This is a genomic window from Streptomyces fuscigenes (genome assembly GCF_021556455.1).
Lineage (GTDB): Bacteria > Actinomycetota > Actinomycetes > Streptomycetales > Streptomycetaceae > Streptomyces > Streptomyces fuscigenes.
This window is the reverse complement of the sequence record NZ_JAKGCV010000187.1, coordinates 1-10,637: the sequence shown is the minus strand read 5'-3', so window position 1 is coordinate 10,637 and position 10,637 is coordinate 1. Positions and strand designations below refer to the sequence as shown.

Below are 10,637 nucleotides of genomic sequence, written 5' to 3'. Positions count from 1 at the left end.
CGGCCGGTCCGCGTGGCCCGCGGGCCGCGCCGGCCCGCGACGGCGCCTGTGCGCCCCGGAGGGACGGGCCGCGCCGATGCCCGCACAGTAAGAGGGGACAAAGGCCCGCCACCTCGGTCCGCAGGGCCCGCGGCCGAGGGCATTTCGGCCTAGGCCGCAGGACCCCCGCCGGCGGGGCCCGCGCCCGATACGCGGCAGGTCCGCGCGCCGGTACGGTGAACACATGACTCCCACCACGGGATCCACGGGCACCGGCCTCGCGGCCGTGAGCACCGCGCTCCTCGCCATGAGCAGGCACCTGGAGGTGCGGGACGTCCTCAAGACGATCGTCGCCTCCGCCCGTGAGCTGCTCGACGCGGAGTACGCCGCACTCGGCGTCCCCGACGACCACGGGGGCTTCGCCCAGTTCGTCGTGGACGGGGTGAGCGACGAGCAGTGGAAGGCCATCGGCCCGCTGCCCCGGCAGCACGGGATCCTCGCGGCGATGCTCCACGACGAGAAGGTCGAACGCCTCGACGACGTGCGCCGCGACCCGCGCTTCGGCGGCTGGCCGCGCACCCACCCGGAGCTGTCCGACTTCCTCGGCCTGCCGGTCCGCGACGGCGACGAGACCCTCGCCGCCCTCTTCCTGGCCAACAAGCGGCGCCCCGCAGAGGGCGGGGGCGGCAGCGCGTCGTGCGGCTTCACCGCCGAGGACGAGGAACTGCTGACGATCCTCGCCCAGCACGCGGCCATCGCCCTGACCAACGCCCGCCTGTACGAACGCAGCCGCGAGCTCACCATCACGGAGGAGCGCTCCCGGCTCGCCCACGAGCTGCACGACGCGGTCAGCCAGAAGCTGTTCTCGCTGCGGCTGACCGCGCAGGCCGCGGCCAAGCTCGTCGACCGCGACCCGGCGCGCGCCAAGGGCGAGCTCCAGCAGGTCGCGGCCCTCGCCGCGGAGGCGGCCGACGAACTCGGCGCCGCCGTGATCGAGCTGCGGCCCGCCGCACTCGCGGAGGACGGCCTCGTCAACACGCTGCGTACGCAGGTCAAGGTCCTCGACCGGGCCCACTCGGCGCGCGTCAGCCTCGACGCCCCCTACCTCAAGGCACTCCCGGCGGCCCAGGAGGAAGCGCTGCTGCGCGTCGCGCAGGAGGCGCTGCACAACGCCCTGCGCCACTCCGGCGCCGATCGCGTCGGCGTCGAACTCGCCCGGCACGGCCCGGGCGTGGTCCTGCGCGTCACGGACGACGGGAAGGGCTTCGAGCCGTCCGCCGTCCGCCGGGCGGGCCGGCATCTCGGCCTGGTGTCCATGCGCGACCGCGCGAGCGGCGTCGGCGGCAGGCTCACCGTCACTTCGGCGCCCGGAGCGGGCACCACGATCACCATGGAGGTGCCCGGTGGCTGACCCGATCCGCGTGCTGCTCGTCGACGATCACCAGGTCGTACGGCGGGGCCTGCGCACGTTCCTGGAGATCCAGGACGACATCGAGGTCGTCGGCGAGGCCGGCGACGGCGCGGAGGGCGTCGCCCGCACCGAGGAACTCCGTCCCGACGTGGTGCTGATGGACATCAAGATGCCCGGCACCGACGGCATCGAGGCCCTGCGCAAGCTGCGGGAGCAGGACAACCCGGCGAAGGTGCTCATCGTGACGAGCTTCACCGAGCAGCGCACCGTCGTCCCCGCCCTGCGGGCCGGCGCCTCCGGCTACGTCTACAAGGACATCGACCCCGAGGCCCTCGCCGACGCGATCCGCTCCGTGCACGCGGGCCACGTGCTCCTGCAGCCCGAGGTCGCCCAGGCGCTGCTCGCCCAGGACGAGCAGGGGGGCGGCCAGGGACGGGGCACCTCCCTGACGGAGCGCGAGCGCGAGGTGCTCGCGCTGATCGCCGACGGCCGCTCCAACCGCGAGATCGCCCGCGCCCTGGTGCTCTCGGAGAAGACCGTCAAGACCCATGTCTCCAACATCCTGATGAAGCTGGACCTGGCGGACCGCACGCAGGCGGCCCTCTGGGCGGTCCGGCACGGCGTCACCCGCTGATCCGAGATTCATACTGTCGGGTGTATGTCACCCACTCGGCGTATCCGTAGGACCGGCTGGGCGTTCTCCTTGCGTGCCGCGGCGCAGCGCCGCGGACGTACGAGGAGGAATCCCGAAATGAAGAACCTGAAGAGGGCCGCCGCACTCACCATGATCGCCGGTGGCATCGTCGCGGCGGGCGCGGGCGCCGCGTCCGCGTGCGAGCAGGGCGCCCCGGCGCCCGCCGCCCACGCCCAGGCTTCGGGCCAGGCCGTCCACTCCCCGGGTGTCGGCTCCGGCAACCTGGTCCAGATCCCGGTGGACGTCCCGGTCAACGTGGTCGGCAACACGGTCAACGTGATCGGCCTCCTGAACCCGGCATTCGGCAACCACGGCGTCAACTTCTGACGGACGCCCGTCCCCGCCCCGGCGGGACCCGGCGGCCGAGCCGCCGGGTCCGCACGAGGACGGCCCGCGGACACCTGCGCCCTCCAGCACCCGCCCGGGTCTGGAGGGTGCTTCACGTGCGCCGCCCACCCGCCCGCCGGTCCGCCCGCCGACACGGACCCGCCGACCCGCGCGGCACGGGCCTCCCGTCCCGCCCCTGACCGGTTGCCGCGCCGACGAAGGGCGCGGGCAGGGTGCCCGACGCCCCTACCGGCGCTCGCGCTCCTCCACGTACGCGTTGTACGCGGCCACCTTCGCCCGCCGTGCCACCCGCTCCACCGGCCGCAGCGCCGAGACCCGCGCCGACATGGCGGACGCGCTGTGCGCCGCCCCGTCCCCGGTCTCGTACGCCAGGGACACCATCAGCCCCACGCGCCGCGCCAGTTCCAGCACACGCGCCGCCCGGGCCGGATAGCCCGGCGCCAGCAGCGAGCCGTCGCGCGACGCCCGCGAGCGGTACGCGTCCAGCGCCGCCTCGGCGACCGGACCGGACGCCGCGACGTCGAGCTGCGACAGGACGTCCGTCGCCTCCCGCAGCGCCTCGGCGAGTTCGCGCTCGGCCTCGCCCAGCGACGGCACGTCCGCCGGCGGCGCCTCCCGCACCGGCAGGCAGTGCCAGACGACCTCCACGTGCAGGTCCCCCTCGGGCCCCACCGATGTGATCTCCGGCACCAGCCCGTACGGGGCGCCGACCGCGACCACGGCCTCCTCCGCCTCCAGCGCCCGGGCGTTGAAGTCCGGCGGGCCGCTCAGCCCGAGCGGATGGCCGGGAGCGGGCAGCGCCACCCGGTAGCCGCCCACCCCGAGCGAGCGCAGACGGCCCAGGGCCAGCGTCAGGCCCACCGGGCCCGGCTCGCCCGGCAGCCCCGCCACACGGTGCACCGCGTCGTCTCCGACGATCGCGAGGGCGGCGTCGTCCGGCGACGCGAGACCGGCCAACAGGGCGTTGCCCCACGAGGCCAGCCGTCCTGAACGTGGTTCCGAGTGCATGCGCCCCAGCCTACGGGCCCGGCCGCGGCGGCCCTCGCAGCCGGAGCATCTCCCCGGTGGCGTAGGTTTTCTCCTGGAGCTGCGCGTACCGGCGCACCCTGGGGCCCACGACGATTGCATGGGGAGACGGCGCACTCATGAGCGATGTACTGGATCTGGTGGACGTGTCCGTTGTCCGCGACGGGCGCGCTCTGGTGGACGACGTCTCCTGGTCGATCAAGGAGGGCGAGCGCTGGGTCATCCTCGGCCCCAACGGCGCGGGCAAGACCACCCTGCTGAACGTCGCCTCCAGCTACCTCTTCCCGAGCACCGGGAGCGTCAAGATCCTCGGCGAGCAGCTGGGCAAGATCGACGTGTTCGACCTGCGCCCCCGCATCGGCATGGCCGGTGTCGCGATGGCCGAGAAGCTCCCCAAGCGCCAGACCGTGCTCCAGACCGTCCTCACCGCCGCGTACGGCATGACCGCGACCTGGAACGAGGACTACGAGGAGGTCGACAAGGAGCGCGCGCTCGCCTTCCTCGACCGCCTCGGCATGACCGAGTACCTCGACCGCAGGTTCGGCACCCTGTCCGAGGGCGAACGCAAGCGCACCCTCATCGCCCGCGCCATGATGACCGACCCCGAACTGCTCCTCCTCGACGAGCCGGCGGCCGGCCTCGACCTCGGCGGGCGCGAGGACCTCGTCCGCCGTCTCGGCAGACTCGCCCGGGACCCCCTCGCCCCCTCCATGATCATGGTCACGCACCACGTCGAGGAGATCGCGCCCGGCTTCACGCACGTGCTGATGATCCGGCAGGGCAAGGTGCTCGCCGCGGGCCCGATGGAGACCGAGCTGACATCGCGCAACCTCTCCCTGTGCTTCGGCCTCCCGCTCGTCGTCGAGCGCAACGGCCAGCGCTGGACGGCGACGGGCCTGCCCCTCTCCTGACGCCCTGCCGAACCGCGTCGCGCCGTGCCGTACGCGGGTGCCGGCCCGCCGCCTGCCGCCCCGAGTCCGAACCGGGGCCGCCCGCTTCACGCGCCGCCGCCGATCCCGGTACACCCGCGCCGGCCGCGCCCGCGACGCCCCTCGGGCGCCCTCCCGCGTCCCCGGGAACCCCAACCCCCGGCAAGTGACCTGATATTCACCCTGTCCGGACCCTCGGGCCCCGCCCTACGATGACTGCGTGGACATCGACGCGTGGGTGTGGTGGCTGGTGGCGGCGGTGGGTCTCGGCATCCCGCTCGTGATCACCGCCATGCCCGAGTTCGGCATGCTCTCGGCGGGCGCCGTCGCGGGCGCCGTGACCGCGGCGCTCGGCGGGGGAGTCGTCCTCCAGGTCGTCGTGTTCGCCGTCGTGTCCGTGGCGCTCATCGCCGTCGTACGGCCCATCGCCACCCGCCACAGCAGGCAGCAGCCGGGCCTGCGTTCCGGCGTCGACGCGCTGAAGGGCCGTCAGGCCCTCGTCCTGGAACGGGTGGACCACCGGGGAGGCCGGATCAAACTCGCCGGCGAGACCTGGTCCGCGCGCGCCCTCGACAAGGACCGGACGTTCGAAGCGGGGCAGGAGGTGGACGTGGTCGACATCGACGGCGCCACAGCGGTCATCATGTGACCCCCACGGACCGCGCCCGGCGCGGCCCGACCCCACCCCGACCGGCCAACCCGCGTGAACCGTCCCCGGTTGCACGCCCGGTCTGGGAAACTCGATCATCGGACTAACCGTCGGCGAAGGGCCCGAGGAACACGATGGCAGCAATCATCATCGTCCTGATCATTCTGGTGGTGCTTGTCTTCATCGCCCTGATCAAGACCATCCAGGTCATCCCGCAGGCCAGCGCGGCCATCGTCGAACGATTCGGCCGCTACACGCGCACGCTGAACGCGGGCCTGAACATCGTGGTCCCGTTCATCGACTCGATCCGCAACCGCATCGACCTGCGCGAGCAGGTCGTGCCGTTCCCCCCGCAGCCCGTCATCACGCAGGACAACCTGGTCGTCAACATCGACACCGTCATCTACTACCAGGTGACCGACGCACGCGCCGCCACGTACGAGGTCGCCAGCTACATCCAGGCGATCGAGCAGCTCACCGTCACCACCCTGCGCAACATCATCGGCGGCATGGACCTCGAACGGACCCTCACCTCGCGCGAGGAGATCAACGCGGCCCTGCGCGGCGTGCTCGACGAGGCCACCGGCAAGTGGGGCATCCGCGTCAACCGCGTCGAACTCAAGGCGATCGAACCGCCCACCTCCATCCAGGACTCGATGGAGAAGCAGATGCGCGCCGACCGGGACAAGCGCGCCGCGATCCTGACCGCCGAGGGCATCCGGCAGTCGCAGATCCTCACCGCCGAGGGCGAGAAGCAGTCCGCCATCCTCCGCGCCGAGGGCGAGGCCAAGGCCGCCGCGCTGCGCGCCGAGGGCGAGGCCCAGGCGATCCGGACGGTCTTCGAGTCGATCCACGCCGGCGACCCCGACCAGAAGCTCCTGTCGTACCAGTACCTCCAGATGCTGCCGAAGATCGCGGAGGGCGACGCCAACAAGCTCTGGATCGTGCCCAGCGAGATCGGCGACGCCCTCAAGGGCCTCAGCGGCGCCTTCGGCAACCTGGGCCCCGGCATCCCCGGCTTCAACAACAGCGACAGGGGCGGGCAGCAGGGGGCCGGAAGCGTGCCCGGCCAGGGCGGCAGCCCCGACGCGGGCGGCAAGTCACTCGGCTGATCCGGCCGGCGGGCCGGCCCGACCGCCCGCCCCGCGGGGCCGGTTCGGCCCGGCCCGCCGGGCAGAAGGGGCAGGCCGGGCCGGCCCGCCGCCACGCACCGCCCCGGGCCGGGACGTCCACGCGAAGTCCCGCCCCGAACGGAGAACATGACCATCTGGGACATGCTCGGCGTCCTGTTCGCGGGCGTCTGGGCCGGCGCCATCAACACCGTCGTCGGCTCCGGCACCCTGGTCACGTTCCCCGTGCTGCTGGCCGTCGGAGTCCCACCGGTCACCGCCACGGTCTCCAACGCCCTCGGCCTGGTGCCCGGCACGCTCAGCGGCGCCCTCGGCTACCGCGCCGAACTCGCCGGCCAGCGCCGCCGCGTCCTGCGGCTGGGCACCGCGGCGCTCGTCGGCGGCCTGGCCGGCGCCGTGCTCCTGCTCGTCCTGCCGCCCACCGCGTTCGAGACGATCGTGCCGATCCTGGTCGGCATCGCCCTCGTCCTCGTCGTGCTCCAGCCCCGCATCTCCGCGGCCGTCCAGCGCCACCGCGCCCGCCGCGGCACCGCGGACGGCGAGGAGGCGGCGCGGGACGGCGGCCCGGTCCTGATCGGCGCGCTGCTGCTCGCGAGCGTCTACGGCGGCTACTTCACCGCGGCACAGGGGATCCTCTACCTGTCCCTCATGGGCATGCTGCTCGACGACCGGATGCAGCGCCTCAACGCGGTCAAGACCGTGCTCGCGACGATCGTCAACTCCGTCGCCGCGCTGTTCTTCCTCTTCGCCGCGCACTTCGACTGGACGGCCGTGGGACTGATCGCCCTCGGCTCCACCGTCGGCGGCCACTTCGGCGCCCGGATCGGCCGCCGCCTGCCGCCCGCCGCCCTGCGCGCCGCGATCCTCGTCGTGGGCGTCGCCGCGATCGTGCAGCTCCTGCTGCGGTAGGTGTAGTGCCCTGTGAGGTTGGGGACGCGGCCGCACCCGCGACGCGTCCGCCCAGCGACCGGCGCGCGGGCCACGCCCGCCGACGTGCGGGCGTGCCCCAACGGAGCGGGGCCCGTCCCCGGAACACCGGGAACGGGCCCCACACGACAGTGACCTCGCGCCCCTGCACCGGCCTGCGCCGGCCCCGCACGGCACGCGGGCACCGGTACGCCCACGTCGATACCGGCCCGCCTACGCGGCGCCGACCGCCGCCGCGACCCCGCCCGCGAGCCAGTCCGGCAGCTCGGAGCGCTCGCCCGAGCGGAGCGACAGCAGCATCGCGTCGGCCGGTGACGGTATGAAGGGGCCGCGCAGCAGCGGCATCGCCGCCTGCTCCGGCGTACGGTCGGCCTTGCGGTGGTTGCACTCGGCGCACGAGGCGACCGTATTCAGCCAGGTGTCGCCGCCGCCGTGCGACCTCGGCGTCACGTGGTCCACCGTCGACGCCCGCCGGTCGCAGTAGGCGCAGCGGTGCTGGTCGCGCACCAGCACACCCCGTCTCGACCACGGTGCCTGTCTTCGAAACGGCACGCGTACGTAACGGCACAGCCTGATCACCCGCGGCACCGGCAGCTCCATGGCCGCCGCGCGCACGCGCAGCCCCGGGTGTGCCTGCTCGACGACGGCCTTGTCCTGGAGCACCAGGACGACCGCGCGATGGAGCGTCACCGTCGACAGAGGCTCGAAGCTCGCGTTGAGCACCAGCGTGTCCCGCATCCCGCCCACCTCCCGTGTTGCCGGCCCAGCCCCGTGCTGAGGGCCGTTCGGCTCGGATCAACTCTGGCCGGGCGCGCCGGGGTGGACAACACAATAAAAATGCCCCGCCCCGATCACCGATAGACCAGGGCAGGGCAAACAACGGGCAAACGGTCAGCTCTCCGCGGGTGCCGCGTACTCGCCGATGAGCTGTCCGCGGCCCAGGGTGTGGTACCGCAGGTTGAATCCCACGAACGCCGGGCTGGCGTCGCTGTCGGGGCCGAGCTTCTCCGTGTCCACCGCGTACACCGTGAATACGTACCGGTGCGCGGGGTCACCGGCCGGCGGCGCGGCACCGCCGAAGTCCTTCGTCCCGTAGTCGTTGCGCGCCTGCACCGCGCCGGCCGGCAGCCCCTCGAAGGAACCGCTGCCCGCGCCCACCGGCAGCTCAGTCACGGACGCCGGGATGTCGAAGACCACCCAGTGCCAGAAGCCACTGCCCGTCGGCGCGTCCGGGTCGTAGCAGGTCACGGCGAAGCTCTTCGCCTCCGCAGGGAAGCCGTCCCAGCGCAGCGACGGCGACGTGTTGCCCGCCGCGTACACCTGGGCGTCCTTCAGCGTCGCGCCCGGTGCGACGTCGTCGCTGGACACGCTGAACGAGGGCACCTGGGGAAAGAAGTCGTGCGGGAGCGGGGCCCTCTGTCCGTCGGCCATGCCGGAACCTCCGAGTCTCGATTGTTCGATCTTGTACCTCTCTACGTGCCGAGGGTAGTCCCGCGTTCAGAACCAGTTGCGCCGGCCGCCCACCTCGGCGAGCCATGCGTGCAGGTACGCGGGCCAGTCCGTCGACTCGAAGGCGTCGAGACCCACGGTGAAGGACCGGTACGTGTCGTGGCCCTCGCTGAAGAGCCCGTCCTTCTTGTCCATCTCCATGACGACGTCCATCTCGCGGTCGTCCGCGACGAACGTCAGCTCCACCTCGTTGAGCCCCCGGTACTGCGAGGGGGAGTGGAACTCGATCTCCTGGTAGAACGGCAGCCGCTGGCGGGTCCCGGCGATGTGGCCGCGTTCCATGTCCGCCGCCTTGAAGCGGAAGCCGAGCTGGATGAAGGCGTCCAGGATCGCCTGCTGCGCGGGCAGCGGGTGCACGTGGACGGGGTCGAGGTCGCCCGAGTCCACCGCCCGCGCGATCTGCAGCTCGGTGGTCACCCCGATGTGCATGCCCCGCAGGTCCTGGCCCTCGATGGTGGTGACCGGGGTCTCCCACGGGATCTCCAGGCCGAACGGCAGCGTGTGCACCGCGCCCGCCTGCAGCTCGAAGGAGCCGCCGATGCGCTCCTGCGCGAAGTCGATGTTCTGCTTGTACTCCTGGTCGTCGTGGCCCTCGACCTCGACGCGTGCCTGCAGCCCGATGGTGAGCCCCTGGATCGCCTGGCTGACCGACCCGCCCTGGATGCGGACCTCGCCCTGGACCACACCGCCCGGAAGCACATTGGACTCGAACAGTTCCGTCTCCACCGAAGCCCCGCCGGCCCCCATGCTGGCGAGCAGCCTCTTGAAGCCCATCTCCACTCCCTCTGTGTCGTGTTGCGCGGTACACGGTCACTACGACCCCTACATACGTGCGGGCACCCCCGCTCGGTTCCGCGACACGTGTCAGGACGGGCCGTCCGGGTGACGCCGGTAGGCTCGTGCACCATGGGCAAGATCGAAAACGACGACCGTACGCCACTGCCGCGGAGCTTCTTCGACCGCCCGGTGCTGGAGGTCGCGCCCGACCTGCTCGGCCGCACCCTGGTGGCCGCCACACCCGGCGGCACCGTCGAGCTCAGGCTGACGGAGGTGGAGGCGTACGACGGGGGGAACGACCCCGGCTCGCACGCCTACCGCGGCCCCACGGCCCGCAACGCGGTGATGTTCGGCCCGCCCGGACACGCGTACGTTTACTTCACGTATGGCATGTGGTTCTGCATGAACGTCGTCTGCGGCCCCGAGGGCCGCGCGAGCGGGGTCCTGCTGCGCGCCGGCCAGGTCCTCAGTGGCGAGGAGACCGCGAGGAAGCGACGCCTTTCGGCCCGCAACGACAAGGAACTGGCCAAAGGCCCGGCCCGCCTCGCGACCGCCCTCGGCATCGAGCGCTCCCTGGACGGGGTCGACCTGTGCGTCGGGCCGCAGAGCCCGCTCGCCCTGCTGGCGGGGGTGCCCGTCCCCGCCGACCAGGTACGCAGCGGGCCCCGTACCGGAGTGGGCGGCGGCGGGGCGCACCAGCCGTGGCGCTACTGGGTGGATGGCGACCCCACGGTCAGCCCCTACCGGGCCCACGTGCCACGCAAGAGACGGTCTTGACGCGCTTGACCCGGGCCTCCCGGATGCGTAATGTAGTCCGAGCCGCTGAAACGGGGTAGCTGCCTGTGGCAGACCCGGGAGCGGCCAACCAACCTTCGAAACGAATCCCCTGACGGGCAGTGTTTTCGGCATGCCGGAAATCGCTCGCGAATGACTCGATTATGAGTCGCCCGGGGAAATCGGCTAGAGTTTGGAACGTCGGAACGGCCGAGCGAAAGGGCCGGAAGGACAAAAGCGGGACCCCGACCGACGGGGAATCGGACGCGAAAGAGTCTGATAGAGTCGGAGACGCAAGACAGCAGGACACGAAAGACCAGCAGGACAAAGAAATACCGAAGGGAAAGCCCGGAGGAGCCCCGGAAGGGAATCCGAAGGAAGCGTCCGTTCCTTGAGAACTCAACAGCGTGCTAAAAGTCAACGCCAGATATGTTGATACCCCGTCCATTAAAGCCGGACGATCTGGCCTCCTTGTGGGGTCGGG

12 protein-coding genes are annotated in these 10,637 nt (G+C 72.1%); 8 read left to right on the top strand and 4 right to left on the bottom strand.

Annotation, left to right across the window (positions count from 1 at the left end):
• Window positions 1–223: 223 nt before the first annotated feature.
• From L1885_RS16370 to L1885_RS16360, 3 genes are all read left to right on the top strand, one after another.
• Window positions 224–1,390 (top strand): GAF domain-containing sensor histidine kinase, encoded by a 1,167-nt coding sequence (locus L1885_RS16370; RefSeq protein WP_235797855.1) that lies wholly within the window; start codon window positions 224–226, stop codon window positions 1,388–1,390.
• On the top strand, window positions 1,383–2,024 hold the full coding sequence (locus tag L1885_RS16365; protein ID WP_235797854.1) for a response regulator: 642 nt from the start codon (window positions 1,383–1,385) through the stop codon (window positions 2,022–2,024). The genes L1885_RS16370 and L1885_RS16365 overlap by 8 nt, the downstream gene beginning before the upstream one ends.
• Window positions 2,025–2,141: 117 nt before the next feature.
• Window positions 2,142–2,411, top strand: coding sequence for a chaplin (locus L1885_RS16360; protein WP_235797853.1), 270 nt, complete (start codon window positions 2,142–2,144; stop codon window positions 2,409–2,411).
• 246 nt (window positions 2,412–2,657) lie between these two features.
• Here the strand turns inward: L1885_RS16360 and L1885_RS16355 are convergent, their stop codons facing one another.
• Window positions 2,658–3,440: an Rv1486c family protein gene (locus L1885_RS16355; RefSeq protein ID WP_235797852.1), complete on the bottom strand. Its 783-nt coding sequence runs from the start codon at window positions 3,438–3,440 to the stop codon at window positions 2,658–2,660.
• Between the two features lie 137 nt (window positions 3,441–3,577).
• Here L1885_RS16355 and L1885_RS16350 point away from each other — a divergent pair, with 137 nt between their 5' ends.
• From L1885_RS16350 to L1885_RS16335, 4 genes are all read left to right on the top strand, one after another.
• A complete protein-coding gene (locus L1885_RS16350) occupies window positions 3,578–4,369 on the top strand; it encodes an ABC transporter ATP-binding protein (protein ID WP_235797851.1) in 792 nt (263 codons plus the stop codon).
• Window positions 4,370–4,607: 238 nt separating this feature from the next.
• Window positions 4,608–5,036 carry an NfeD family protein gene (locus L1885_RS16345; RefSeq protein ID WP_235797850.1) on the top strand — a complete coding sequence of 143 codons (429 nt, stop codon included), beginning with the start codon at window positions 4,608–4,610 and terminating at the stop codon, window positions 5,034–5,036.
• 134 nt (window positions 5,037–5,170) lie between these two features.
• Entirely contained in the window at window positions 5,171–6,148 is a 978-nt protein-coding gene (locus L1885_RS16340; RefSeq protein ID WP_235797849.1) for an SPFH domain-containing protein, read from the top strand.
• Window positions 6,149–6,295: 147 nt separating this feature from the next.
• Window positions 6,296–7,075, top strand: coding sequence for a sulfite exporter TauE/SafE family protein (locus L1885_RS16335; protein WP_235797848.1), 780 nt, complete (start codon window positions 6,296–6,298; stop codon window positions 7,073–7,075).
• 231 nt (window positions 7,076–7,306) lie between these two features.
• On the opposite strand, the gene L1885_RS16330 is transcribed toward L1885_RS16335, so the two are convergent.
• From L1885_RS16330 to L1885_RS16320, 3 genes are all read right to left on the bottom strand, one after another.
• On the bottom strand, window positions 7,307–7,831 hold the full coding sequence (locus L1885_RS16330) for an HNH endonuclease (protein WP_235797847.1): 525 nt from the start codon (window positions 7,829–7,831) through the stop codon (window positions 7,307–7,309).
• A 153-nt stretch (window positions 7,832–7,984) separates the two neighbouring features.
• Window positions 7,985–8,524 carry a YbhB/YbcL family Raf kinase inhibitor-like protein gene (locus L1885_RS16325; RefSeq protein ID WP_235797846.1) on the bottom strand — a complete coding sequence of 180 codons (540 nt, stop codon included), beginning with the start codon at window positions 8,522–8,524 and terminating at the stop codon, window positions 7,985–7,987.
• 66 nt (window positions 8,525–8,590) lie between these two features.
• The gene (locus L1885_RS16320) at window positions 8,591–9,376 is read right to left on the bottom strand and encodes a sporulation protein (protein ID WP_235797845.1); all 786 of its coding nucleotides are present in this window, start codon (window positions 9,374–9,376) and stop codon (window positions 8,591–8,593) included.
• Window positions 9,377–9,508: 132 nt separating this feature from the next.
• Between L1885_RS16320 and L1885_RS16315 the strand changes: the two genes are divergently transcribed.
• Window positions 9,509–10,156, top strand: coding sequence for a DNA-3-methyladenine glycosylase (locus L1885_RS16315; protein WP_235797844.1), 648 nt, complete (start codon window positions 9,509–9,511; stop codon window positions 10,154–10,156).
• Window positions 10,157–10,637 lie beyond the last annotated feature (481 nt).

Coding starts and splice junctions, on each gene's coding strand:
- L1885_RS16335 (WP_235797848.1), top strand. CDS start 6,296: ATGACCATCTGGGACATGCTCGGCGTCCTGTTCGCGGGCGTCTGGGCC.
- L1885_RS16350 (WP_235797851.1), top strand. CDS start 3,578: ATGAGCGATGTACTGGATCTGGTGGACGTGTCCGTTGTCCGCGACGGG.
- L1885_RS16370 (WP_235797855.1), top strand. CDS start 224: ATGACTCCCACCACGGGATCCACGGGCACCGGCCTCGCGGCCGTGAGC.
- L1885_RS16325 (WP_235797846.1), bottom strand. CDS start 8,524: ATGGCCGACGGACAGAGGGCCCCGCTCCCGCACGACTTCTTTCCCCAG.
- L1885_RS16330 (WP_235797847.1), bottom strand. CDS start 7,831: ATGCGGGACACGCTGGTGCTCAACGCGAGCTTCGAGCCTCTGTCGACG.
- L1885_RS16320 (WP_235797845.1), bottom strand. CDS start 9,376: ATGGGCTTCAAGAGGCTGCTCGCCAGCATGGGGGCCGGCGGGGCTTCG.
- L1885_RS16355 (WP_235797852.1), bottom strand. CDS start 3,440: ATGCACTCGGAACCACGTTCAGGACGGCTGGCCTCGTGGGGCAACGCC.
- L1885_RS16315 (WP_235797844.1), top strand. CDS start 9,509: ATGGGCAAGATCGAAAACGACGACCGTACGCCACTGCCGCGGAGCTTC.
- L1885_RS16360 (WP_235797853.1), top strand. CDS start 2,142: ATGAAGAACCTGAAGAGGGCCGCCGCACTCACCATGATCGCCGGTGGC.
- L1885_RS16340 (WP_235797849.1), top strand. CDS start 5,171: ATGGCAGCAATCATCATCGTCCTGATCATTCTGGTGGTGCTTGTCTTC.